The sequence below is a fragment of the Streptomyces sp. NPDC017993 genome (genome assembly GCF_044328065.1).
In the GTDB taxonomy this organism is placed as follows: domain Bacteria; phylum Actinomycetota; class Actinomycetes; order Streptomycetales; family Streptomycetaceae; genus Streptomyces.
Genome location: NZ_JBIRGO010000005.1, coordinates 277,019 through 301,708 on the forward strand (window position 1 = coordinate 277,019; position 24,690 = coordinate 301,708).

The window sequence follows — 24,690 nt, forward strand, 5'->3', positions numbered from 1 at the left end:
TTTCGCCGAACCGGCCTGCGTCAAACTGGTGTCATGTCCTCACCCCGCCGCACGTGCCCCGTCTGCACCCGAGAGATCGCCGTTGTCGGCGGCCGCTTCGCCCGTCACGACCCGCCCGGCCGGCGCACCGGACTGGAGCTGATCTCCTGTCCGGGGTCGCGGCGGATGGCTCCGATGATGGCGCCGGCGGAGAAGCTCTTCGACCCCGAGGCGCCGCCGATCCCGGGCCAGCAGCCGCTGTTTTGAACCGGGCGCATCCGGGGCGGCCGCGGGGTGGTGGAGGTCGACTACGGTGCCAGTACGTCCAGTTCGGCCATCGCGCCGACAGTGATCTCGCGGGTGAGGGACTCGGCGCGCGCCGCGTCGCCGGTGCGTACCGCCTCGGCGACCTGGACGTGCAGGGTGACCGCGGCCGGGTCGGGGTCGGTGAACATCACATGGTGCTGGGTGCGGCCGGTGAGCACCGCGGCGACCACATCGCCGAGCCGGGCGAACATCTCGTTCCCGGAGGCGCCGAGCACCACCCGGTGGAAGGCCGTGTCGTGCACGAGGTAGGCGTCCAACTGCTGACCGCGTGAGGTGGCCACCATGCCCATGGCGTGCTCGGTGAGCTCGGCGCACTGGGCGGGGGTGGCGTGGGTGGCGGCCAGTCCCGCCGCGACCGGCTCGATGGCGGAGCGCAGGACCGTCAGGGAGCGCAGCTGCCGGGGGCGGTCCCGGCCGGCCAGCCGCCAGCCGATCACCCGCGGGTCGTAGACGTTCCATTCCTCGGTGGGCCGTACGGTCACGCCGACCCTTCGCCGTGAGGCGACCAGCTGCATGGACTCCAGGACCCGGATCGCCTCGCGGATGACGGTGCGGGAGACGTCGAAGCGCTCCTCCAGCTCGTCCGTGCGCAAGACCGTGCCCGGAGGGTAGTCCCCCGCGGTGATCGCGGGTCCGAGGGACTCCAGCACCCGGGCGTGCAGCCCCTTCCCCTCGTTTTCCATGGGCCAAGCCTACGTTCTCCCCCTCGGCCGAGATTAAGTATGACGTTTGCATCACAGACTCTTGAATACGTCGTACCTAATAGGTTTCAGTGGGGCGACGCACGAGGTCAATGAAGACAGCGAGGTATTCGGGATGAGCACCCCCCACGTCATCGTCGTGATGGGAGTGGCCGGCACGGGCAAGACGACGATCGGCCCGCTCGTCGCCGCCGAACTGGGCATTCCCTACGCCGAGGGCGACGACTTCCACCCGCCGGCCAACATCGCCAAGATGTCGGCGGGCACCCCGCTGGACGACAACGACCGCGGCCCCTGGCTGGACGCCATCGGCGCCTGGGCACACGACCGGGCCGGAAAGGGCGGCGTCGTCAGCAGCTCCGCCCTCAAGCGTGCGTACCGCGACCGGCTGCGCGCCGCCGCGCCCGGGGTCGTCTTCCTCCACCTCACCGGGGACCGCGCGCTGATCGAGGAGCGGATGACCGAGCGCAAGGGCCACTTCATGCCCACCGCGCTGCTGGACTCCCAGTTCGCCACGCTCGAACCTCTCGGCTCCGACGAGGCGGGCGTCGCCGTGGACGTGTCCGGCACACCGCAGGAGATCGCCGCGCGGGCCGTCGCCGCGCTGCGGCAGCTGGAGCCGGCCACCTAGACCGGCCGAAGGCCCCGGCCCTCCGCGCCACCGAAGCCCCACCCCCCACAGGCACCGCAGCAATCCCCCCTTCCCCCCTCCGTCCAACCAAGGGAATCGCCGTGACACATCTCAGCGTCGAGATGCTCGCAGCGGATGCGACCGAGCCCATCACCTCGGCCGGTCATGCGCAGCTGGGCATCGCCGTCCTCGCCGGCATAGCCGTCATCGTCCTGCTCATCACCAAGTTCAAGCTGCACGCCTTCCTGTCGCTGATCATCGGCTCGCTGGTGCTCGGCGCCGTGGCCGGTGCGCCGCTCGACAAGACCATCACCAGCTTCTCGGCCGGCCTGGGCACCACGGTCGCCGGCACGGGTGTGCTGATCGCGCTCGGCGCGGTCCTCGGCAAGCTGCTCGCCGACTCCGGCGGCGCCGACCAGATCGTCGACACGATCCTGGCCAGGGCCAGTGGGCGGATGATGCCCTGGGCGATGGTGCTGATCGCCGGCATCGTCGGGCTGCCGATCTTCTTCGAGGTCGGCATCGTGCTGCTGATCCCCGTCGTGCTGCTGGTCGCCAAGCGCGGAAACTTCTCGCTGATGCGGATCGGGATCCCGGCGCTGGCGGGCTTGTCCGTCATGCACGGGCTGATCCCGCCGCACCCCGGCCCGCTCGTCGCGATCGACGCGGTCGGCGCGAACCTCGGCGTCACCCTCGCCCTGGGCGTCGTCGTCGCCATCCCGACCGCGATCATCGCCGGTCCGGTCTTCTCCCGGTACGCGGCCCGCTGGGTCGACATCGCCCCGCCGGAGAACATGGTTCCGCAGCGTCCCTCCGAGGACCTCGAGAAGCGCCCCGGCTTCGGCGTCACCGTCGCCACCGTGCTGCTCCCGGTCGTGATGATGCTGGCCAAGGCGCTGGTCGACATCGTGATCGACGACCCCGAGAACGTCACCCAGCGGATCTTCGACGTCATCGGTTCGCCGCTGATCGCCCTGCTGACCGCCGTCCTCGTGGCGATGTTCACGCTGGGCCGGGCGGCCGGCTTCACCCGGGGCCGGATCGCCACCACCGTCGAGCGGGCGTTCGGCCCGATCGCGGGTGTGCTGCTGATCGTCGGCGCCGGCGGCGGCTTCAAGCAGACGCTGGTGGACTCCGGCGTGGGCCAGATGATCCTGGAGATATCCAAGGACTGGAACATCTCCGCGTTGCTGCTGGCCTGGCTGATCGCGGTCGCCATCCGCCTCGCGACCGGCTCCGCGACGGTGGCCACCATCTCCGCCGCGGGACTGGTCGCCCCGCTCGCCGCGGACATGAGCACGACGCACGGCGCCCTGCTGGTCCTGGCGATCGGCTCCGGCTCGCTGTTCTTCAGCCATGTCAATGACGCCGGCTTCTGGATGGTCAAGGAGTACTTCGGGATGAGCGTCGGCCAGACCCTGAAGACCTGGTCGGTCATGGAGACGCTGATCTCGGTGGTCGGGATCATCTGCGTCCTGCTGCTGTCCCTGGTGCTCTAGCACCGCCCCCCCGCTACCTCCGGGCGATTCCCGCCCCGGGCGCCCCACCCCCCTCAGGTGCCCGTTCCTCCGTGCGGCCGTGCCGGCGAACATCCGCCGGCGCGGCCGCACGCGTATGTGGCGGGCCGTGCCCCCGTCGCTCAGACCGCCGGCCGCTTCGGGTTGATCCACCGTTTCAGCAGGGGCGTCAGGGGGCGTTCCACCCACCGGTGCAGTACCCATGCCAGCAGCAGCATCAGTCCGACGGCCAGCAGCAGCGTGGCGTACGAGGGGAGGCCCACGCCGTGGTGCAGCGCGCGTATGACGACCCAGCCCAGGTGTTCGTGCACGAGGTAGAAGGGGTAGGTCAGCGCGCCCGCGACGGTCAGCCAGCGCCAGTTCGCCCATCGCATCTTGCCCAGGGCGACGGCCGCGACCAGCGCGAAGCCGAGCGTGATGACGGCGACGATGCCGGCTGCCGAGCGGTAGGAGAAGCCCTCGGCCGACTGCGCGTGCCACAGCCGCGCGACCGCGTAGTGCTGGCCGATCAGCCAGCTGACCAGCACGATCGCCCAGGCGATCGGGTCGCGGGCACCGAAGCGGTGCAGGAGGTAGAGGCCCACGCCGCCGATGAAGTACGGGGCGTACTCGGGCATCAGCACGATGTCGAGGACCGGCTGGTGGGCGGCCTGCGCCAGCGCGGCGGCCAGCGTCCAGCCCGCGCAGAACAGCACGACCCGGCCGCGGGTCGCGCCCGGCAGCACGACGCAGAGCGCGAAGAGCGCGTAGAAACGCATCTCGGCCCAGAGCGTCCAGCACACGCCGAGCACCCGGTCCACCCCGAGCGGTTCCTGCAGCATGGTCAGATTCGTCAGTACGTCGCTGGGCGCGAGCGCCTCGTAGGCGACCCAGGGCAGCGCGAACACCGCGGTGACCAGGAGTATCGCCACCCAGTACGCCGGGAAGAGGCGCGATACCCGGGAGGCGAGGAAGGCCCGCAGCCGTGCCGTACCGGGCGAGGACGTGCCCAAGGGCAGGAGGCGGCGGCCGCCGGGCGGGGACCAGGCGCTGAGGCAGATCACGAAGCCGCTGATCACGAAGAAGATCTGGACGCCCAGGCAGCCGTAGGCGAACAGGCCCGAGGCGGTGGGGAACTGCTGTGCCGGAGAGCCGCCCCAGGCCAGGGATATCTCGCCGTCGCGCCCGCCGTAGTGGTACGCGGCGACCATCAGGGCGGCGAGCAGCCGCAGCCCGTCCAGCGCGCGGAGCCGCGACGGGCCCCGCTCGGGGGTCGGTGCCGGCAGGGTGGCGACGCCGACACCGTCGGGTATCCGGTCCGCTTCCGGGGGAGCCGGGGTGGCCGTCAACTGGGTGGTCATCCGAAGACGGCCCGCTTCTTCAGCCGCCGCTGCACGGCGCGCGCCCGGCGTGCGACCCGGCGCACGGTGGCGTTGCGCGGGAGGAAGGACAGCTGCGAGGGAATCGCTCCGGGCAACGCGAGCGAGGTGAGCCGGCGGCGCTTGAAGTAGCGCCAGGTGCCCTGGTCGAGACGGGCCGTGAGGTAGCGCTCGGCGGCGGGCCGCAACTGCGGGTAGATCTGGTGCTGCATGGCATAGCCGACGGCGGTTACCAGGCCCTGGATGTCCGCCACGGCGGCGTGCGGCCGCGCGCCGCGGTCGTCGAGGGTGGGCACCAGCGCGTCGACGATCGTGACCGGGACGCGGTTGCTGTTCTGGTACGGCGTGAGCCGCTCCAGCAGCAGCTCGGTGCCCGTCCGCGCGGTCGGCAGGTCGAAGAAAGTGGCGGCGGTCAGCAGCGCGGTGGAGAAGCAGCCGACGACCAGGGCGGGCCGCATCCGCTGATAGAGCACCTCGGCCAGCACCGGGCTGTCCAGCACGGTCAGCTCGACGTCCAGCTTCTCGGCCTCCCGCTCCAGCAGCCGGGACCAGCGGGCCGGCGCGGACGGGTGCGGCTTGAAGACCACCTCGCGGTGGCCACGCGCGACGGCGCCGCGCACCATCCGCACATGCAGCTCCTCCTCCTCTTGGGGAGTGAGGATGCCCAGCGCGGAGAGGTACTGGCCGAGCAGCAGCGCCGCGCCCTCCGGGACATCCAACGGGCCGCTGTCGTCGGAGAGTTCGGCGAGCACCTTGGTGAAGGCGTCGGTCGGCACGGTCTGCGCCGTGACCTCGAACTCGGTGAGCAGCAGCGGCTTGAGGCCCGGGACCAGGTCCAGGTGCAGCAGCCGGTTGATGCGGGTGCCGACCAGCGGGTCGAGCTTGTTGCGGGTCGGGCCGTAGCTCATCAGCCCGTCGGCGTAGACGTCGATGGACGCGTCGGGGAACAACTGGGCCAGCGCCAGCGCCGGGTTGACCTGGATGGACTCGACGATCAGCTCGACCCGGTCGTCGCCCAGGCCCCACAGCAGCCGCAAGTGCCGCTCCCACAGCGGGACATCGTCCGCACGCGGTGACCAGCCGCCGGGGTGGAAGGGGCTGATCGTGTCGTTCCACGACAGCACCCGGTCGAAGCGGCCGCGCAGCCGCGCGAAGCCGGGCATGGTGTCCAGCGACGCGGTGGTCTCCGGGGTGGTGGCGTTGTTGCTGAGCAGCAGCAGGCGCCGGTCGGCCGGCGCGAAGCGGTCCGCGTCCAGCGCGGCGGCCAGCGTCGCCGCGCCGTAGAGCGTGGAGGCCATGAAGATCTGGGTGGTGGGTCGGCTGGGCATCAGGCCGCGACCTCCACCTGGGCGGGGCGGCGGCGCAGCCGCCGCAAACGGGACGCGCGCTGCACATCCATCGAATTCAGTGCTTCCTTCAGTACGTCCTGCGGCATGCGTTTCATGGCCGCCGCACTCATCGAGCGCAGTTTCCGGGCGACCTGCGGTTCGAATCGTTCGATCGATCCGAGGTGGTGAGAAATGATCGCGCAATAGGTGCGCACCGCTTTCGGAAGGAGAACTTCCGCATCGCGGTCCCGAGCGGTTTCCTCGATCACCTGGTCGAACGCGCGAATAAAGTCCAATTGTCGTACGTCGCCGATCTGGGTCAGCGAGGACGCGACCCCTCGCCGGTAGAAGACGCCGAGCTGCCCCACCACCGCCATGGAGCGGGCCTCGCGGTGCAGCCGCCAGATCCACGGGCGGTCCTCCGCGGTGCGCAGGCCGTGCGTGAAGTGCAGCAGACCGTCGTCCAGCAGCCTGCGGTGGTAGATACCGGCCCAGGCGAAGGCGTAGTCGACGGAGGTGGAGCGGTCGGCGGGCATGATCAGGCTGCGCGGGTCCATGACGACGCCGCGCCGGCCGTGCGGGACGCGATGGACGGTGCGGGCGCGGGCGGTGCACTGGACATGGTCGGTGCGCAGGAAGTCGCACTCCAACTCCTCGATCGCGCCGAGGAGTTCCCGGTAGTAGCCGGGGGCCAGCCAGTCGTCACCGTCGAGGAAGGTGATGTATTCGCCGCGGGCCTCGTCCAGTCCTGTGTTGCGGGCGGTGGCCAGACCGCCGTTCTGTTCGTGCCGCAGCAGTCTGGCGCCCGGGAGCTCGCGCTCGGCGCGCGCGAGGATCTCCGGGGTCTCGTCGCGCGAACAGTCGTCGACGAGCAGGAATTCAAAGTCCTCGCGGGCGTTTGCTGCCAGGCTTTTCAGGGTGTCGGGCGCGTATGTCTGCACGTTGTAGAACGGCACGATGACGGAGAGCTTAACCACCTGGGTGACGTTAGGCGCGGAGCCGGCATTCGTCTTTACCGGGTGCGGGCCACAGGGTGAACGAAGAATGGCGGGATGGTTAACCGGACGGATAACCGGCCCGGTTCGTCATTCGTCGACCCGCTGTTAACCGTTTGTTGCGACCCAGTTGGCCCGCTGACCGGAATGGCTTCCTAGCGTCATCGTCGTGCCAACACGTACGAATTCCTCGCCGCGGGTCGCCGTACTCGCCGACTCGGATACCCGGTGGAAATGGGGCGCTCTCACGGCGTACCGACTCCAATCGGACATTCGGCTCGACGGTTATCTCCTCCGCGGCCGCGCCACTCCCACGGTCCGCCAGCTCGACGAGGTCGGCGCCCGTGCGGACTCGCTGCGCGAAATCCGAGGGGTCGACTTCGTCCGGTCCATCGACCGTACGCGCTACGACGTCGTCGTGCTGGCCTGCGTAGGTGGCGCGGTGCAGGCGATGCTGCACGGCCTCGCCCGCGCCTGGCAGGGAGCGGACGCCCCGGCCGGTGCGGAGCACCGCCGCCCCGTCGTCGTCACCGGCTACGTCGGCGTGGTCTACGAGAAGCTCGCCGACGGACTGCTGCTGCGGCACGGTGCCGATGTCGTACTCGCCAACTCCCGGCAGGACGCGGACCGCTTCCGCGAGGTCTACCGCGGCGTCGGCGCGGACGACGGCAGCGTCGTCGAATGCGCCCTCCCCTTCCTCGGCGGCGAGCGCCACACCGGCCAACACGACCCCTATACCGTGGTGTTCGCCGCCCAGCCGTCCGTGCCGGACAGCCGCACCGACCGGACGTACCTGCTGCGCAGGGCCGTTGAGCACGCCCGCAAGCACCCCGACCGCGAGGTGCTGATCAAGCTCCGCAGCAAGCCGGGCGAGCACACCACGCACATCGAGGAACTGCCCTACCAGAAGCTCGCCGCCAAGGCGCCCGGCGGTCTGCCCGCCAACTGCCGCCTGGTGTACGGCAACATGGGCGAGGTCCTGGACCGCACCGACCTGATGGTGACCGTCAGCTCGACCGCCGCCCTGGAATCCCTGCACCGCGGCATCCCCACCGCCGTCCTCACCGACCTCGGCATCCGCGAGGTCCTCGGCAACCACCACTTCCTCGGCTCCGGCTGCCTGGCCTCCTGGGACGAGCTGGACGCCGGACACCGCCCGGAGCCGGATGCGGCATGGCTCGCCCGGCAGGGCGTCGCCCCCGCGTCACCGGCATCCGCGGCAGCGGACCACGACCCGTACGAGAGGGCATTCGACGCGGCCCACGCCCGGGTCACCGCCCTGCGCACCGCCGACCGGCTGCCGCCGATCACCCCGTACTACACACCCCGCACCGCCCCCGGCTACCTCCCCGGCATCCTTGCCCGCCACGGCCTGGACCCGCACGGCGAGCCGGTCGCCGGCTACACGGAGGCCCCCGAGCAGGCCGGCGGTCTGCGCCGGGTCGCCCGCGACACCGTCCGCGAGGCCGCCAGAGGCGCCTACCGCCACGGCGTGCAGCGCGTAGCCCCCGCCATCCGCCGCTGGGGGCAGCTGTGAGCACCCCGCCCGTCAGCCCCCGGAGCCCGCACGGCCCCCGGAAGGAGCCCGAAATGCCGCACAGTCCGCAGGACCGGCCAGGTCAGCCCGGCAGGCCGACCGTGGTGGCCGTCATCCCCGCCCGCGGCGGATCCAAGGGCGTGCCCGCCAAGAACCTCGCCCCCGTCGGGGGAGTGCCCCTGGTGGTCCGCGCGATCCGCGCCTGCCGCGCCGCGCGCCTGGTGACCGACGTCGTGGTCTCCACCGACGACGCGGGCATCGCGGCCGCCGCCCGCGGCGCCGGAGCGGTGGTCATACGCCGGCCAGGCGACATCGCCGGCGACACCGCCACCAGCGAGGCCGCCGTCCTGCACGCCATGGACGGCTACGAGTCCGAGCACGGCACACCGGTCGACACCGTCCTCCTCGTCCAGTGCACCAGCCCCTTCCTCGTCCCCGAGGACATCGACGCGGTGGCCGCCGCGGTGGTCGAGGGCGGCGCGGACAGCGCACTGACCGTCGCGCCCTTCCACGGCTTCGTCTGGCGCGACGCCGCCGACGACGCGGGCAGCGACGTCACCGGCGTCGGCGACGCCGCCTCCGCCGTCGCCGCGTCCGTGGCGGGCCCGCGGACCGCCACTGCCACCGTCACCACGGCCGGCGGTTACGGCGTCAACCACGACAAGTCCTTCCGGCCCCGCCGCCAGGACCGCCCCCAGGACCTGCTGGAGACCGGCGCCGCCTACGCCATGGACGCGGCCGGCTTCCGCGCCGGCGGCCACCGCTTCTTCGGCCGCACCGAACCCGTCCGCACCGACCCCGCCCGGGTGCTGGAGGTCGACGATCCGCACGACCTCGCCCGCGCCCGCGCTCTCGCGCCGCTGCTGGACGCCCCGCGCCCCGGCGCACCCACGGACTTCGCCACCCATCTTTCCGCGACGTCCCCCGCCCACCTGCCGACCACCGATGACGTCGACGCGGTGGTACTGGACTTCGACGGCACCCAGACCGACGACCGGGTGCTGATCGACGCCGACGGACGGGAACTCGTCGCGGTCCACCGCGGCGACGGCCTCGGCATCGCCGCGCTGCGCAAGGCGGAGCTGAAGCTGCTGATCCTGTCCTCGGAGAAGAACCCGGTCGTCGCCGCACGGGCCCGCAAGCTCCAGGTGCCCGTCCTGCACGGCATCGACCGCAAGGACCTCGCCCTCAAGCAGTGGTGCGAGGAAGCGGGCATCGCGCCCGAGCGCGTCCTCTACGTCGGCAACGACGTCAACGACCTCCCCTGCTTCGACCTCGTCGGCTGGCCGGTGGCGGTCGCCGGGGCGCACGACGTGGTGCGCGGCGCGGCCCGCGCGGTCACCGCGACGCCCGGAGGCAGCGGCGCGATCCGCGAGATCGCCTCCTGGCTCCTGGGCCCGTCCCTCTGAGCCACCCCCTGAACCCCCTCCACACCCCATACCCACGAATCACCCACGAAGAAGGAACCTCCCCATGAGCACCAACTCCCGTCTCCGCTCCCTCGGCGACCGCGTTGCCGGCCCCGGCCGCCCCGTCTACGTCACCGGCGAGATCGGCATCAACCACAACGGCGACCTGGAGAACGCGTTCGCGCTGATCGACGCCGCCGCCGACGCCGGCTGTGACGCCGTGAAGTTCCAGAAGCGGACCCCGGAGATCTGCACCCCGCGCGACCAGTGGGACATCGAGCGCGACACCCCCTGGGGCCGGATGACCTACATCGACTACCGCCACCGCGTGGAGTTCGACGAGGACGGCTACCGCGCCATCGACGAGTACTGCAAGAAGCGCGGCATCGCCTGGTTCGCCTCCCCGTGGGACGTCGAGTCCGTCGCCTTCCTGGAGAAGTTCGACGTGCCCTGCTACAAGGTCGCCTCCGCCTCGCTCACCGACGACGAGCTGCTGCGCGCCATGCGCGCCACCGGCCGCACCGTCATCCTCTCGACGGGCATGTCCACCCCCAAGCAGATCCGGCACGCCGTCGAGGTCCTGGGCAGCGAGAACATCCTGCTCTGCCACGCCACGAGCACCTACCCGGCCAAGGCCGAGGAGCTCAACCTGCGCATGATCAACACCCTGCAGGACGAGTACCCGAACGTCCCGATCGGCTACAGCGGCCACGAGACCGGCCTGCAGACCACCCTCGCCGCCGTCGCCCTCGGCGCCACCTTCGTCGAGCGCCACATCACCCTCGACCGCGCCATGTGGGGCTCCGACCAGGCCGCCTCCGTCGAGCCCGGCGGCCTGACCCGCCTGGTCCGCGACATCCGCACCATCGAGGAGTCCCTCGGTGACGGCGTCAAGAAGGTCTACGAGAGCGAGCTCGGCCCGATGAAGAAGCTGCGCCGCGTCACCGGCGTGGTGGCCGAGACGGAGGCGGCCGACGCCGACCGCGAGCCGGCCGCAGTCTGAGCGGACGACGGGACGCCCATCGTGAGCTCACCCGAGGGGACCCGCGCCGAGCCGTCCGTGCCCGGTGCGCAGGTCCCGCCCCAGGAGACGGCGGGTACTCCCGCCCGCCGTCTCCTGGGGGTGCCCCGGCAGCGCAGGCGCGCGCCGTCCAACGGCCGGGCCCGCGCAGCCGCCGCGGAGACCGGCAGCACCCTCGCCTTCGTGGAGAGCCCGGTGCAGCTGCTCAACGTCCTGGAGTGGGCACACACCGCGCAGGCCGAAGCGCTCACCGTCGTCGTGCTCTCCCCGCACGACCCGATGACCCGCGGCCAGCTGCGCCGGATGGCCGAACTCGCCCGCGACGAAGGCCACACGGTGCGCTGGGAAGAGGCCCGTGGAGGCCCCAGCGCCCCCGTGCGCACCATCGGCGGGCTCACCCCGCTGCTGCGCCGCGCCCGCCGCGTCGTCATCGGCGACCCGTTCTCGCGCTACGTCCAGCTGCTGCTCACCCTCACCCGGGCACGTGACCTGGTGGTCGTCGACGACGGCACCGCCACCATGGAGTTCATCGGCCAACTCGCCCGCGGCGAAAGGCTGGTGCGCTGGCACCGGCACGGCAGCGGACGCGGCGCCCGGGATGTGATCTTCGCGCCCTTCTCGGCGACCGCGCGCCGCCGGCTCACCCCGGAACCCGAGGGCGGCCGGCGCACCGTCGGCCTCTTCAGCTCGATGCCGGTCGACCCGCCGCCCGGCGTGCGCGTCACCACCAACGAATTCGCCTGGACCCGCAGCCGCTTCGGCCCGCCCCGGCTGACCCGCGGCACCGACCTCGTCGGCACCTCGCTGGTCGAGACCGGAGTGGTGGACGCCGACCGCTACCTGGAGGCGGTGCGTGCCCTGGCCCGTACGCACGGCGCCACCCGCTACTTCGCACACCGCCGGGAGAGCGCCGACAAGCTCCACCGGCTCGCCACCGAGACCGGCCTGGAGGTCGTACGCCCCGATCTGCCGCTGGAGCTGATCGCCCGGCGCGGCCCCATCGGGAAGCTGATCCTCAGCTTCCCCTCGACCGTGGTCCACACCCTGCCGCTGGCCCTGCTCGGCACGGGCGTCAAGGTCGCCGTCTGCGATGTCGATCCGGCGTGGCTGACGAGCAAGGCGTCGCCGCGCGCGCAAGGTTTCCTGGACGGGGTCACCGGCACCGCCCGCGACGTGCAGCGACTGCCGTTCACCCAGCATGTAACAGCCGGATGAAGCCATAGGGCATACCCCTGCCGTCGGTGGTCCATGCGCCGGGCGGCCTAGATTTTCTTCCCCTAACGGGCTGAACTTTTGTTGATCGAGAGACAGTTGCCCCGCGGAGCCCCGTAACCTTCACCAGGTGAACCAACTGATGTCCCGCGATACCGGTGCCGACGACACTCCCCCCGGGCCTCCGCTCCCGGGTGTGCTGCCCGAGGATCTGCGCGCCGAACTCATCGCCTTCCGCCGCGACTTGCACATGCACCCCGAGCTGGGAAACCAGGAGTTCCGGACCACCGCGGCGATCACGGCGCGCCTGGAGCAGGCCGGTCTGCGGCCCCGCGTCCTGGCCACCGGCACCGGTCTGGTGTGCGACATCGGTACGGCTCCCACCACGAGCGCAGCGGACGACGCGGAGGCCGCGGCGGCTCCCGCCCCCGCGCTGGCCACCGACCCCACCCTGCCCCTGCTGGCCCTGCGCGCGGACATCGACGCCCTGCCCATCCCGGACACCAAGACCGTCCCCTACCGCTCCACGGTCCCCGACCGCGCGCACGCCTGCGGCCACGACGTGCACACCACCGTCGTCCTCGGCGCCGGCCTGGTCCTGGCCGAGCTGGCCCGCAGGGGGCAGCTGCCGCGCCCGGTGCGGCTGGTCTTCCAGCCCGCGGAAGAGGTGCTGCCGGGCGGCGCCCCCGACGTCATCGCGTCCGGCGCCCTGGACGGCGTCGGCCGGATCCTCGCCGTGCACTGCGACCCGCGGGTCGACGCCGGCCGGATCGGACTGCGGACCGGCGCGATCACCTCGGCCTGTGACCGGCTGGAGGTCACGCTGGACGGCCCCGGGGGCCACACCGCGCGTCCGCATCTGACCACCGACATGGTCACCGCCGCCGCGCGGGTCGCCCTCGACGTGCCGGCGCTGCTGGCCCGCCGGGTCGACGCGCGGGCCGGGCTCGCCGTCACCTGGGGCCGGCTGGAGTCCGGCCACGCCTGCAACGTGATCCCGCAGCGCGCCGGCCTGTCCGGCACGGTCCGCTGCCTGGATCTGACCGCCTGGCGCCAGGCGCCCGACCTGGTGCACGCCGCCATCGACGAGGTCGCCGCGCTGCACGGTGCGAAGTCGCAGATCACCTACGTGCGCGGGGTGCCGCCGGTGGTCAACGAAGCCTCCTCGGCCCAGCTGCTGCACGACGCGATGGCCGCCCGGCTGGGCGCGCACACCGTCGAGGACACCGAGCAGTCCCTCGGCGGCGAGGACTTCTCCTGGTATCTCGAACACGTCCCGGGGGCGATGGCCCGGCTCGGGGTGCGCCCGCCCGGCGAGATGGGGCGGCACGATCTGCACCGCGGGGACTTCGATGTGGACGAGTGGGCGATCCAGGTGGGCGTGGAGATGTTCACCGCGGCGGCGTTGATCGACAACGCCCGCCCGTAACCCGGCCGTCGGCCCTCGTTCGCGACGATCCGATAACGGCTTCGAACGGCCCCTTTTTCTGGCATCTACGCGCGTTACGATGCGGCGGAATCAGCGCCGACGGAGGCGCTACGAGTCGAAGGGGCCCCTCGTGCGCCGGGTATCCAAGATTGCTGCCGCGGGCATAGCCACCGCGGCCCTCGCTGTTTCCCTCACCGCCTGCGGCGAATCGTCCACCGAGGCCGGTGGCAAGAACAAGGGCGTCGGACTCGCCTTCGACGTCGGCGGCCGGGACGACCACTCCTTCAACGAGGCCGCGGCCCGTGGCGTGGACAAGGCCGAGAAGGACCTCGGCGTGAAGTCCAAGCTCATGACCGCCAAGAACGGCGAGACCGAGGCCGACCGCGAGCAGCGGCTGTCCTCGCTGGCGGAGGCCGGCTTCAACCCCGTCATCGGCGTCGGCTTCAACTACGGCAAGTCCGTCAACAAGATCGCCAAGGACTTCCCCGACACCACCTTCGGCGTGGTCGACTCGCCCTCCGAGGCCAAGAACGTCTACGGCATGGTCTTCGCCGAGCACGAGGGCTCCTACCTCGCCGGTGTCGCCGCGGCGCTGAAGAGCAAGACGCACAAGGTCGGCTTCATCGGTGGCGTGAACAACGCCCTGATCCAGAAGTTCCAGGCCGGCTTCGAGCAGGGCGTCAAGGACACCGACCCCAAGGCGAAGATCACCTCCGAGTACCTCTACGCCAACGACGACAAGGGCTTCAACGACCCGGCCGCCGCCAAGGGCAAGGCCAAGGGCATGCTCGACGCCGGCATCGACGTCATCTACACCGCGGCCGGCCAGTCCGGCAACGGCTCGATCGAGACGGTCGCCGGCAAGAAGGGCACCTGGGCGATCGGCGTCGACTCCGACCAGTACCAGCAGCCCGGCCTGGCGCAGTACAAGAGCTCCATCCTCACCTCGGTGATGAAGAACGTCGACGTCGCGGTCTACGACCTGGTCAAGAGCGTCAAGGACAAGAAGCCGCTGGACGGCAACAAGAGCTACACGCTCAAGGACGACGGCGTGCGGCTGTCCACCTCGGGCGGCTTCATCGACGACCTCCAGCCCAAGATCGACGCGGCCAAGAAGAAGATCGCGTCGGGCGAGGTCAAGGTCAGCGACACCCCCGCCAAGCGGTAGCAGCCCATCGGGCCCGGCGCGGTGGCCACGGCCTCCGCGCCGGGCCTCCGCGCCGGCGTGCTGCCGGCCTTTTCCGCGGCAGTCGCCCGTCGTCAACACTACGCGCGTAGCGCCCAGTTGGCGCGATATCGTCGCTTCCCCGCTCCTCCGTACCACTCCCTGTCCCCCGAGGAGAGTGCGCCATCAAAGCGTCCAGCAGCCCCCAGGCAGACAGTGCCTCCGCCGCGGCACCGGCGGTGGAACTCCGCGGGATAACCAAGCGGTTCCCGGGCGTTGTCGCCAACCACGACATCGACATCACCGTCCGCCGCGGCACCGTGCACGCCCTCGTCGGCGAGAACGGCGCGGGCAAGTCGACCCTGATGAAGATCCTCTACGGCATGCAGAAGCCGGACGAGGGCACCATCGGCATCGACGGCGAACAGGTCAGCTTCCACAGCCCGGCCGACGCCATCGCCCGCAACATCGGCATGGTGCATCAGCACTTCATGCTCGCCGACAACCTCACCGTCCTGGAGAACATCGTTCTCGGCGGTGAGAAACTGCACGGCATCAGCGGCAGGGCCCGCGCCGAGATCGTCAAGATCTCCGACCGCTACGGCCTCGGCGTCCGCCCCGACGTCCTCGTCGAGGACCTCGGCGTCGCCGACCGCCAGCGCGTGGAGATCCTCAAGGTCCTCTACCGCGGCGCCCGCACGCTGATCCTCGACGAGCCGACCGCGGTTCTCGTCCCGCAGGAGGTCGACGCCCTCTTCGACAACCTGCGCGAGCTCAAGGCCGAGGGCCTGACCGTCATCTTCATCTCCCACAAGCTGGGCGAGGTGCTCTCGGTCGCCGACGACATCACCGTCATCCGGCGCGGTACCACCGTCGCCTCGGTCGTCCCCGACGAGACCACGCCCAAGCAGCTCGCCGAGCTGATGGTCGGCAGCGAGCTGCCGTCGCCGCAGACCCGCGAATCCACCGTCACGGACGTGGAGATGCTCAAGGTCGAGGGGCTGCGGCTGCTCACCACGGACGCCGAGGGGGTCGAGCGCACCGTCCTGGACGATGTGTCGCTGACCATCCACAAGGGCGAGGTCCTGGGCATCGCGGGCGTGGAGGGCAACGGCCAGGCCGAACTGGTCGAGGCCATCATGGGCATGCGCGACCCCGACGGCGGCACCATCGCGCTGGACGGCACCGACATCAGCCACGCGCCCACCCGCACCCGGCGCGAGGACGGCATCGGCTACATCCCCGAGGACCGCCACCGGCACGGGCTGCTGCTGGAGGCCCCGCTGTGGGAGAACCGCATCCTGGGCCACGTCACGGAGAAGCCCAACGCCAAGGGACGGTTGCTGGACCTGAAAGCGGCCCGCGCCGACACCGAGCGAATCGTCGCCGCCTACGACGTACGCACCCCCGGCATCGAGGTCACCGCGGCCTCGCTCTCCGGCGGCAACCAGCAGAAGCTGATCGTCGGCCGCGAGATGAGCCACCACCCCAAGCTGCTGATCGCCGCGCACCCCACCCGGGGCGTGGACGTCGGCGCCCAGGCGCAGATCTGGGACCAGATCCGCACCGCCCGCCGCGAGGGCCTCGCGGTCCTGCTGATCTCCGCGGACCTCGATGAGCTGATCGGCCTGTCCGACGGCCTGCGGGTGATGTACCGCGGCCGGCTCGTCGCGGACGCCGACCCCGCCACCATCACCCCCGAGGAGCTGGGCTCGGCCATGACCGGTGCCGCCAGCGGCCACCTCACCGCGTCCGGCGGCGACGCCGACGCGGCGCGGGTGCCGCGCCAGTCCGAGCCGTCCCCGTCGTCCGAGGAGGCGGATTCCGAGTGAAGAAGCTCGCCAAGAAGAAGCTCGACAAGAACAAGCTGATCCTGGGGATCGCGGCGCCCGTCCTGGCGATCGTCGCGGCGCTGATCATCACGTCGGTGATCATCCTGGCCACCGGCAAGGATCCAATCCATGCCTACACGGTGATGGTCGACTTCGGCTCCAAGAGCGACAGCCAGGTCTGGATCATCAACAAGGCGATCCCGTACTACCTGTCCGCGCTCGCCGTCGCCATCGGCTTCCGGATGAACCTCTTCAACATCGGCGTGGACGGCCAGTACCGCATCGCGGCGTTCTTCGCGGCGGTGGTCGGCGGTGCCCTGACCCTCCCCGGCTTCCTGCAGATCCCGCTGATCATCATCGTGGCGATGGTGGTCGGCTCGGTCTGGGCCGGCATCGCGGGTCTGCTGAAGACCACCCGCGGGGTCAGCGAGGTGATCACCACGATCATGCTCAACGCGATCGCGGCCGCGGTCATCGGCTACTTCCTCCAGGAAGGCCGGCTCGCGGAGCGGGACGGCAACCTCTTCCACACGCCCGACCTCCCGGTCTCCAGCCACTTCTTCACCCTCCCCACCACGCCCAAGCCCATCGACGGCTTCATCGTCGTCGCCGTCATCGTCGGCTTCGCGTACTGGTTCGTCCTCAACCGCACCCGCTTCGGCTTCGACCTGCGCACCGTCGGGCAGTCGGAGTCGGCGGCCGAGGCCGGTGGCGTCAGCGTCAAGCGCATGGTCGTCACCTCCATGCTGCTGTCCGGAGCCGCGGCCGGTCTGATCGGTATGCCGACCCTGCTCGGCGTCTCGTACAACTACGGCACCGACTTCCCCATCGGCATCGGCTTCACCGGTATCGCCATCGCGCTGCTCGGCCGCAACCACCCGGTCGGCATGGCTGCCGGCGCGCTGCTGTGGGGCTTCCTCGAACGGACCGGCACCCAGCTCGAATTCGAGGAATACGAGCAGGAGATCGTCGGCGTGATGCAGGGCGTCATCGTGCTGTGTGTCGTCATCGCCTACGAAGTCGTACGCCGCTACGGCCTCAGACTCCAGCAGCGGCAGGTCGGCGAGCAGCTCGCCGCCCAGACCCGCAAGACCGACACGGCGGAGGTCTCCTCGTGAGCACGAACCTCACGGCCCCGGCCACCAAGGGCCTCGGTGGCAAGAACAGGCCCACGGCCTCCCGGCGCAAGCTCACCTACCCCAAGGTCCTGCTCATCATCGCGGGCAGCCTCGTCCTGCTGTCCCTGCTGCGGGTCGTCACCGGCGCCAACAACCTCACCGGCTCCGGCCAGTACACCGCGGCGCTCAACGCCGCCGTGCCGATCGGCCTGGCCGGTCTCGGCGGCCTGTGGGCCGAGCGCTCCGGCGTCATCAACATCGGCCTCGAAGGCATGATGATGCTCGGCGCCTTCTCCGCCGGTGCGATCGGCTGGCAGTACGGACCCTGGGCCGCCGCGCTGGCCGGCGTCCTCGGCGGCGCGCTCGGCGGGCTGCTGCACGCCCTCGCCACCGTCACCTTCGGCGTCGACCACATCATCTCCGGCGTCGCCATCAACATCATGGCGCTCGGCCTGACGCAGTTCCTCGCCAAGCTGTGGTTCGGCGCCGACGGCAGCGCGGCCTCGGCGGCCGGCGGCAACGACAAGCAGTCGCCACCGATGACGGACATGCCGACCTTCACCGTCCCCGGCCTGTCCGAGTGGCTCTACTCCGTCGAGAAGCACCACTGGTTCCTGGTCTCCGACGTGGCCGGCATCGCCGGCTCCCTGGTCAGCAACGTCTCCTGGCTGACCGTGCTCGCCGTGGCCGTCTTCGCGCTCAGCTTCTTCGTCCTGTGGCGGTCCTCCTTCGGGCTGCGGCTGCGCTCCTGCGGCGAGGGCCCGATCGCGGCCGAGTCGCTCGGCGTCAACGTCTACCGCTACAAGTACGCCGCAGTGGTCGCCTCCGGTGCGCTGGCCGGCCTCGGCGGCGCGTTCCTGGCGATCTACGTGCACATCTTCCAGGACGGCCAGACCGGCGGCCGCGGCTACATCGGCCTCGCCACCATGATCTTCGGCAACTGGCGGCCCGGCGGCGTCGCCATGGGCGCCGGCCTGTTCGGCTTCATGGACGCACTCCAGCTGCGCGGCGGCGGCCCCACCGTCCACGCGCTGCTGCTCCTGCTCGCCGTGCTGCTGGTGGGCCTGGCCATCTGGAAGCTGCGGGCCGGCCGGCTCACCCAGGGCGTGATCAGCCTGGTCGTCGCCGCGTTGCTCGGCCTTTGGTACGCGACGTCCGATACGGTCGCGCTGGAGATCGTCGGCGTCGCCCCGTACATCGCCACGCTGCTGGTCCTCTCGCTGGCCGCACAGCGGCTGCGACCGCCGAAGGCCATCGGCAAGACGTATCGGAGAGGTCAGGGCAAGTGAGCACAGCTCCCGACTGGGAGTCGCTGAGGCGGCAGGCCCGGGACGCGATGTCCCGGGCCTACGCCCCTTACTCCGGCTATCCCGTCGGAGCCGCGGCCGTCGTCGACGACGGCCGCACCGTCACCGGCTGCAACGTCGAGAACGCCTCCTACGGCCTCGCCCTGTGCGCCGAATGCGGCCTGATCTCCGCGCTGTTCGCCGGCGGCGGCGGCCGGCTGACCGCCTTCACCTGCGTCGACGGCGAGGGCGAGCCGCTGGTCCCGTGCGGGCGCTGCCGCCAACTCCTGTGGGAGCACGGCGGACCGGAGCTGCTGGTCGACACGGCCGCGGGCATCCGCCCCTTGGCGGAGCTGCTGCCCGACGCCTTCGGGCCGGGCCACCTCGCCGGATAGCGCCCCGTGCGCCCGCTCGCCACCGTCCCCTCGCCTCCGTGCGGTCTATGCGTGTAGAACGGGAGTTAACCGTTCGAAAGGAAGCCTCCATGGACGTCATCTCCGTCATCCGCACCAAGCGTGACCGCGGTGAACTGACCCCCGATCAGATCGACTGGGTGATCGACGCGTACACCCGGGGCGAGGTCGCCCATGAGCAGATGTCGGCCCTGGCGATGGCCATCTTCCTCAACGGCATGAACCGCACGGAGATCGCCCGCTGGACCGCCGCCATGATCGCCTCCGGCGAGCGGATGGACTTCTCCTCCCTGCCCCGCCCCACCGCGGACAAGCACTCCACCGGCGGCGTCGGCGACAAAATCACCCTGCCGCTCGCCCCGCTCGTCGCCGCCTGCGGCGCGGCCGTCCCCCAGCTCTCCGGCCGCGGCCTTGGCCACACCGGCGGCACCCTCGACAAGCTGGAGGCCATCCCCGGGTGGCGCGCCCAGCTCTCCAACGCCGAGATGCTCGGCGTGCTGCACGACGTCGGCTCCGTGATCTGTGCCGCCGGCGACGGCCTGGCGCCCGCCGACAAGAAGCTCTACGCGCTGCGCGATGTCACCGGCACCGTCGAGTCGATCCCGCTGATCGCCTCCTCGATCATGTCCAAGAAGATCGCCGAGGGCACCGGCTCCCTGGTCCTGGATGTCAAGGTCGGCTCCGGCGCGTTCATGAAGAACATCGACGACGCCCGTGAACTCGCCTCCACCATGGTCGAGTTGGGTACCGACCACGGTGTCCGCACGGCTGCCCTGCTGACCGACATGGCCACCCCCCTCGGCCGCACCGCGGGCAACGCCCTCGAAGTCCGCGAATCCGTCGAGGTGCTGGCCGGCGGCGGCCCGCAGGACGTCATCGACCTGACCCTGGCCCTCGCCCGCGAAATGCTCGACGCGGCGGGCCTGAAGGACGCCGACCCCGCCAAGGCACTGGCCGACGGCTCCGCCATGGACCACTGGCGGCGCATGATCACCGCCCAGGGCGGCGCCCCTGACGCAGTCCTCCCGGTGGCCCGTGAACAGCACGTCGTCACCGCCTCCTCCTCCGGCACCCTCACCACCCTCGACGCCTACGCCGTCGGCCTCGCCGCCTGGCGCCTGGGCGCCGGCCGCGCCCGCAAGGAGGACCCGGTGCAGGCCGGCGCCGGCGTCGAACTGCACGCCAAGCCCGGCGACACCATCACCGCGGGCCAGCCGCTGCTGACCCTGCACACCGACACCCCCGAGAAGTTCCCCTACGCCCTGGAGGCACTGGACGGCGGCGTGCTCGTCGGCCCGGAGGACGCGGCTTTCGCCACCACCCCGGTGGTGCTGGAACGTATCGGCTGACCTGGGGTTTCCCGTATGGATGAACGGGATCCGTGGCCTGCCGCGGGTCCCGTTCGCCATGCTGGGATCGGTGGCATGCCGAGTGAAGGGACCACCATGAGTGCAACTCCGGCTGAGCCCGCACCGAGGCAGCACTGGGAACAGCTCGTCCGCTTCCGGGGAGAGTCGGACTGGCCCGAAGGCAGCAAGGTGGAGATCACTGACGGGACCATTGTGGTGACGCCACCGCAGGCCGTGCCCCACCACCGTATTGCCGCGAGAGTTCAGCGCAGTCTGTACACCGTGCTTCCCGAGGAGTGGGGGGTCTACCAGACCCTCGGAGTCGCTCATCCCTCGCGCGGCCGCCTCTACATCCCGGACCTTGTCGTGATCCCGGACGCGGTTGTCGACGAGCTGGACGGAGGCGACCCCGCCCCCCTCACAGCCGCCGAACTGGTCGTCGAGGTCACCTCGCCGTGCAACGCGAGCTACGACCGCATCGACAAGGCAGCCGCCTACGCACAGGCGGGAGTTCCGCTCTACGTCCTCATCGACCGCTTCGCCCCTGCCGGGCCCACGGTCACGCTCCACGGGGAGCCGAAGGACGAGGTCTACCAAGAGCTCCAGCGGGTGAAGTTCGGGGAGGACGTCCGCCTTCCCGCGCCCTTCGGACTCACCCTCGACACCGGCGTGTTCCCCCTCGGTGCCTGACGGCGAAGGGCCCGCCCCACCAGGACAGGTGGTGGGGCGGGCCCTTCGGTACGGGGAGCCGTGCGGCGTTACGCGGCCTTCTCAAGGTGCAGGAGGCGGCGTTCGGCCACGGCCTTGCGGGTGGCGTACAGCGTGATGCCGGCGGCGCCGACCATCGCGAGCAGGCCGAGGAGGACGGTGCCCTCCCAGCCGGCGGCGTGGAACGCGAGGGCGCCGAGCGCGCCGCCCAGGCTGCTGCCGATGTAGTACGCGCACTGGTAGAGCGCCGACGCCTGGGCGCGCGCCGTCTTGGCGGTGCGGCTGACCGAGGACGAGGCGACCGCGTGGCCCGCGAAGAAGCCCGCGGTGATCAGGACCAGGCCCACCAGCACCGCGGCGACCGAGTCGGCGAGCGAGAGCAGCAGACCTGACGAGGTCGCGCCGACCGCCAGGTAGAGCGCGCCCCGGCGGCCCATCCGGCCGACGAGCTTGCCCGCCGCGGCCGAGGAGACCGTACCGACCAGGTAGACGATGAAGATCGAACCGACGATGCCCTGCGGGAGGTTGAACGGTTCGGACACCAGGCGGTAGCCGATGACGGTGTAGACCGCGCCGAAGACCGTCATGAAGAGCGCGCCGATGCCGTACAGGCGCCGCAGCAGCGGGTCGGCGAGGTGACCGCCGAGGGTGCGAGCCAGCGCCCGCGGTCCCACCGAACGGGGCACGAAATGACGGGCCTTGGGCACCAGCAGCCGGAAGGTCACCGCGCACAGCACGGCCAGCGCGCCCACCGCGCCGAGCCCGGCCCGCCAGCCCCAGAGCTGGGCGACCCAGCCGGTCACGATGCGCCCGGACATGCCGCCGATGCTGTTGCCCGCCACGAACAGGCCGATGGCCGCCACCAGGGCCTTGGCACGTACCTCTTCGGCCAGGAAGGCCATCGCCGAGGCGGGCAGTCCGGCCAGTGCGACGCCCTGGACGGCGCGCAGCGCGATCAGCCAGCCGAGCGACGGGGCGAACGGCACCAGCAGCGCGAGAATCGCGGCGACGGTCAGCGAGGCGGTCATGAGCGTGCGGCGGCCGAGGCGTTCGGACAGCGCACTGAGCGGGATCACCGCGAGCGCCAGTCCGAAGGTGGCCGCCGAGACGGTCCAGCTGGCCTGATCCGGTGTCACACCGAGGTCGGTGGAGATCGCGGGCAGCAGCGCCTGGGTGGAGTAGAGGAGTGCGAAGGTCGCCACTCCGGCGGCGAAGAGAGCGAAGCTCATCCGGCGGTAGCCGGGGCCGCCCGGGTGCAGCTTGCCGGACTCGGGGTCGACGGCGGCGGCGGTGCGAGAGGTGTCGGAGGACGACTGGGGAGAGGCGGCCGCACGGTCGGTGACGGACGCCCCGGTATCAGCGGAGGGCATGCTTCGAAAGTAGGCGTCGCCGTTTCATGCGTCCAATGCATAGAAACGCCATAATCGATGCTGTGACACATGATCCCAGTTCACGAGCACCTCTGTCGCAAGCTCGCAACAGAAATGAGACGTCGGGAACACGGAGCCGAACAGTGGGAGGCGCGGCGGACACGGGGGAGGCCGCCGAGCTCGGCGTCGACTCCTGGGCGTTGACGCTGGCCCCGCGCCTTGCGCAGTTCACGGCCGTCGCCCGGCACGAGCACGTCACCCGCGCGGCGCAGGAGCTCGGCATGCCGCAGCCGACCCTCAGCCGCGCCATCGTCCGGCTGGAGGACGACCTCGGCGTCGCCCTCTTCGCCCGGCACGGCCGCACCCTCTCTCTCACCCCGGCCGGCCGCGCCTTCCTCGCCTCCACCGAGCGCGCGCTGACCGACATCGAGCGGGCCACCGAATCCGTACAGGCCGACGCCGACCCCACCGCCGGCAAGGTCGCCTTCGGCTTTCTGCACACCCTCGGACCCGAGACCGTCCCCGGCCTCATCCGCACCTTCCGCGCCGACCACCCCCGCGTGCGCTTCCAACTCGTGCAGAACTACGGCGAGGCGATGATTGAGCGGCTGCGCGCCGGCGACCTCGACCTCTGCCTGACCTCACCGGTCCCGGACTATCCCGACCTGGTCGCCCGCCGCCTGGACGAGCAGAAGCTGCGCCTGGTCGTACCGGACGACCATCCACTGGCCGGCCGCAAGCGGGTCCGCCTCGCGGAGACCGCGGGCGAGCTGTTCGTCACCCTCGAACCCGGCTACGGGCTGCGCCGGATCACCGACGCGCTGTGCGCCGAGGCGGGGTTCACCCCGCGGATCGCCTTCGAGGGGGAGGAGGCCGAGACGCTGCGCGGCCTTGTCGCCGCCGGTCTGGGCGTGGCGCTGCTGCCGCCACCGGCGGTGCCGCGTCCCGGTGTCGCCGAACTGACCGTGACGGCACCGCGCGCGGTCCGCGAGATCGGCGTGGCCTGGCTGGACGGCCACCCGGACACCCCGCCGGTGGCCGCCTTCAAGAAGTTCCTGCTGAGCCGGCGGGGGCTGCTGCTGCCGAGATGAGCGGCCGGGAGCGGCCGCGGCCCCCGGGCGCCCGCGGTGCCGTTCAGCGTCGCAGCGACGCACCGAAGCCGGCGGCCAGCGGCATCCGCAGACCGAGCGGCGGCGGCGCCGCCAGGGCGTCCCGCACCGGCCGGGCGTAATCCTGGGTGAAGAGCGAACCGAGCATGAAGTCGGCCGCCAGGGCGAGGACTTCGGGGCGGTGCTGGCTCAGCGAGTGGCCGTCGGAGTGCACTTCGAACCGGCAGGTGTCGCGATTGATCTTCTTGGCGCGCTCGGCGTAGCGGTAGGACAGTTCGGGGTCGGTGCGCGCGTCGTTCGTGCCGTGGACGAGCAGCACCTGCCGCCCGACGAGCTGCTTCACCGGATCCGGTTTCGCCGCGTCCGGGCCGGGCTCGGGAAACCACGGGGCGATGGCCAGGACGGAATGGACGGCCGGGTGCCCGGCGGCGTGCAGCGCGGCACGGGCGCCCATGCCCGTCCCGACGAGGCAGACCGGCACATCGCCGTAGCGGCGGACCACCTCCTCCAGCGCCCACATCGCATCCCGCGCGGGATGGGCTGCCGCGCCGTTCCAGCCGCGGCAGCGGTAGCGCACCACATGGGCGGTCAGCCCCTCCGGGCGCCCCGCCTTCGCCAGCCGGACGGCGAACGGGCGCACCGCGAGCGCCGACATCGGGGACGGGCGCCGCACCCCGGTGGGCTCGCCCGCCGGCAGTAACAGCGCGACACCGTTCACCGGGCCCGCCGACCGCCCCTCCGCACGCCGCCATCGCAGTGCCGCGCGCGTCACGTCCTCGCCGGCCGATCCCAGCGGTTTTCCCAGCCGGGCCTCGCGCACCGGCAGCGCTTGCTGAGCCATGACGAGAACGATGGCAGAAGGAGGCGTACGGGCCACCCCGCCGACGGGTCACTGT

General features: G+C 71.3%; 22 protein-coding genes. 16 read left to right on the forward strand and 6 right to left on the reverse strand.

From position 1 onward, the window contains the following. The first annotated feature begins 33 nt into the window (after positions 1 to 33). A complete protein-coding gene (locus ACH4FH_RS10835) occupies positions 34 to 246 on the forward strand; it encodes a hypothetical protein (RefSeq protein WP_393894581.1) in 213 nt (70 codons plus the stop codon). 41 nt (positions 247 to 287) lie between these two features. On the opposite strand, the gene ACH4FH_RS10840 is transcribed toward ACH4FH_RS10835, so the two are convergent. Continuing rightward, on the reverse strand, positions 288 to 989 hold the full coding sequence (locus tag ACH4FH_RS10840) for a FadR/GntR family transcriptional regulator (protein ID WP_398555438.1): 702 nt from the start codon (positions 987 to 989) through the stop codon (positions 288 to 290). Positions 990 to 1,122: 133 nt separating this feature from the next. Here ACH4FH_RS10840 and ACH4FH_RS10845 point away from each other — a divergent pair, with 133 nt between their 5' ends. Both ACH4FH_RS10845 and ACH4FH_RS10850 read left to right on the forward strand, forming a co-directional pair. Continuing rightward, positions 1,123 to 1,638, forward strand: coding sequence for a gluconokinase (locus ACH4FH_RS10845; RefSeq protein ID WP_398555439.1), 516 nt, complete (start codon positions 1,123 to 1,125; stop codon positions 1,636 to 1,638). 101 nt (positions 1,639 to 1,739) lie between these two features. Next, positions 1,740 to 3,137 carry a gluconate:H+ symporter gene (locus ACH4FH_RS10850; protein WP_398555440.1) on the forward strand — a complete coding sequence of 466 codons (1,398 nt, stop codon included), beginning with the start codon at positions 1,740 to 1,742 and terminating at the stop codon, positions 3,135 to 3,137. A gap of 140 nt (positions 3,138 to 3,277) precedes the next feature. On the opposite strand, the gene ACH4FH_RS10855 is transcribed toward ACH4FH_RS10850, so the two are convergent. Genes ACH4FH_RS10855 through ACH4FH_RS10865 form a run of 3 tightly spaced genes read right to left on the reverse strand, consistent with a single transcriptional unit; the run spans position 3,278 to position 6,818 of the window. Then, positions 3,278 to 4,495 carry an acyltransferase family protein gene (locus ACH4FH_RS10855; protein WP_398555441.1) on the reverse strand — a complete coding sequence of 406 codons (1,218 nt, stop codon included), beginning with the start codon at positions 4,493 to 4,495 and terminating at the stop codon, positions 3,278 to 3,280. Further along, positions 4,492 to 5,841: an alpha-2,8-polysialyltransferase family protein gene (locus ACH4FH_RS10860; protein ID WP_398555442.1), complete on the reverse strand. Its 1,350-nt coding sequence runs from the start codon at positions 5,839 to 5,841 to the stop codon at positions 4,492 to 4,494. The genes ACH4FH_RS10855 and ACH4FH_RS10860 overlap by 4 nt, the downstream gene beginning before the upstream one ends. Further along, positions 5,841 to 6,818: a glycosyltransferase family 2 protein gene (locus tag ACH4FH_RS10865; RefSeq protein WP_398555443.1), complete on the reverse strand. Its 978-nt coding sequence runs from the start codon at positions 6,816 to 6,818 to the stop codon at positions 5,841 to 5,843. Before ACH4FH_RS10865 ends, ACH4FH_RS10860 begins: the two co-directional genes overlap by 1 nt. A gap of 187 nt (positions 6,819 to 7,005) precedes the next feature. Here ACH4FH_RS10865 and ACH4FH_RS10870 point away from each other — a divergent pair, with 187 nt between their 5' ends. The 12 genes from ACH4FH_RS10870 to ACH4FH_RS10925 all read left to right on the forward strand — a co-directional run bounded on the left by ACH4FH_RS10870 (position 7,006) and on the right by ACH4FH_RS10925 (position 21,297). Continuing rightward, the gene (locus ACH4FH_RS10870; protein ID WP_398555444.1) at positions 7,006 to 8,373 is read left to right on the forward strand and encodes a DUF6716 putative glycosyltransferase; all 1,368 of its coding nucleotides are present in this window, start codon (positions 7,006 to 7,008) and stop codon (positions 8,371 to 8,373) included. A gap of 53 nt (positions 8,374 to 8,426) precedes the next feature. Next, the gene (locus ACH4FH_RS10875) at positions 8,427 to 9,782 is read left to right on the forward strand and encodes a cytidylyltransferase domain-containing protein (protein ID WP_398555445.1); all 1,356 of its coding nucleotides are present in this window, start codon (positions 8,427 to 8,429) and stop codon (positions 9,780 to 9,782) included. A gap of 64 nt (positions 9,783 to 9,846) precedes the next feature. After that, the gene (locus ACH4FH_RS10880; RefSeq protein ID WP_398555446.1) at positions 9,847 to 10,785 is read left to right on the forward strand and encodes an N-acetylneuraminate synthase family protein; all 939 of its coding nucleotides are present in this window, start codon (positions 9,847 to 9,849) and stop codon (positions 10,783 to 10,785) included. 21 nt (positions 10,786 to 10,806) lie between these two features. Next, positions 10,807 to 12,018, forward strand: a complete 1,212-nt coding sequence (locus tag ACH4FH_RS10885; protein WP_398555447.1) for a hypothetical protein — start codon at positions 10,807 to 10,809, stop codon at positions 12,016 to 12,018. A 139-nt stretch (positions 12,019 to 12,157) separates the two neighbouring features. Further along, the gene (locus ACH4FH_RS10890; RefSeq protein WP_398555644.1) at positions 12,158 to 13,444 is read left to right on the forward strand and encodes an amidohydrolase; all 1,287 of its coding nucleotides are present in this window, start codon (positions 12,158 to 12,160) and stop codon (positions 13,442 to 13,444) included. 130 nt (positions 13,445 to 13,574) lie between these two features. Continuing rightward, positions 13,575 to 14,612 carry a BMP family protein gene (locus ACH4FH_RS10895; protein ID WP_398555448.1) on the forward strand — a complete coding sequence of 346 codons (1,038 nt, stop codon included), beginning with the start codon at positions 13,575 to 13,577 and terminating at the stop codon, positions 14,610 to 14,612. A gap of 236 nt (positions 14,613 to 14,848) precedes the next feature. After that, positions 14,849 to 16,441, forward strand: coding sequence for an ABC transporter ATP-binding protein (locus ACH4FH_RS10900; protein ID WP_398555449.1), 1,593 nt, complete (start codon positions 14,849 to 14,851; stop codon positions 16,439 to 16,441). Next, positions 16,438 to 17,559, forward strand: a complete 1,122-nt coding sequence (locus ACH4FH_RS10905) for an ABC transporter permease (protein ID WP_398555450.1) — start codon at positions 16,438 to 16,440, stop codon at positions 17,557 to 17,559. Before ACH4FH_RS10900 ends, ACH4FH_RS10905 begins: the two co-directional genes overlap by 4 nt. Continuing rightward, positions 17,556 to 18,848 (forward strand): ABC transporter permease, encoded by a 1,293-nt coding sequence (locus tag ACH4FH_RS10910; protein WP_398555451.1) that lies wholly within the window; start codon positions 17,556 to 17,558, stop codon positions 18,846 to 18,848. Before ACH4FH_RS10905 ends, ACH4FH_RS10910 begins: the two co-directional genes overlap by 4 nt. Then, positions 18,845 to 19,240, forward strand: coding sequence for a cytidine deaminase (locus ACH4FH_RS10915; RefSeq protein ID WP_398555452.1), 396 nt, complete (start codon positions 18,845 to 18,847; stop codon positions 19,238 to 19,240). The genes ACH4FH_RS10910 and ACH4FH_RS10915 overlap by 4 nt, the downstream gene beginning before the upstream one ends. 89 nt (positions 19,241 to 19,329) lie before the next feature. Next, on the forward strand, positions 19,330 to 20,607 hold the full coding sequence (locus ACH4FH_RS10920) for a thymidine phosphorylase (protein ID WP_398555453.1): 1,278 nt from the start codon (positions 19,330 to 19,332) through the stop codon (positions 20,605 to 20,607). Positions 20,608 to 20,703: 96 nt separating this feature from the next. Beyond that, positions 20,704 to 21,297, forward strand: coding sequence for a Uma2 family endonuclease (locus ACH4FH_RS10925; RefSeq protein ID WP_398555454.1), 594 nt, complete (start codon positions 20,704 to 20,706; stop codon positions 21,295 to 21,297). Between the two features lie 68 nt (positions 21,298 to 21,365). Here the strand turns inward: ACH4FH_RS10925 and ACH4FH_RS10930 are convergent, their stop codons facing one another. Then, positions 21,366 to 22,685 (reverse strand): MFS transporter, encoded by a 1,320-nt coding sequence (locus ACH4FH_RS10930; protein ID WP_398555455.1) that lies wholly within the window; start codon positions 22,683 to 22,685, stop codon positions 21,366 to 21,368. A gap of 143 nt (positions 22,686 to 22,828) precedes the next feature. Between ACH4FH_RS10930 and ACH4FH_RS10935 the strand changes: the two genes are divergently transcribed. Continuing rightward, positions 22,829 to 23,776: a LysR substrate-binding domain-containing protein gene (locus tag ACH4FH_RS10935; protein ID WP_398555456.1), complete on the forward strand. Its 948-nt coding sequence runs from the start codon at positions 22,829 to 22,831 to the stop codon at positions 23,774 to 23,776. Between the two features lie 43 nt (positions 23,777 to 23,819). On the opposite strand, the gene ACH4FH_RS10940 is transcribed toward ACH4FH_RS10935, so the two are convergent. Beyond that, entirely contained in the window at positions 23,820 to 24,635 is an 816-nt protein-coding gene (locus ACH4FH_RS10940) for an alpha/beta hydrolase (protein WP_398555457.1), read from the reverse strand. Positions 24,636 to 24,690: the final 55 nt, after the last annotated feature.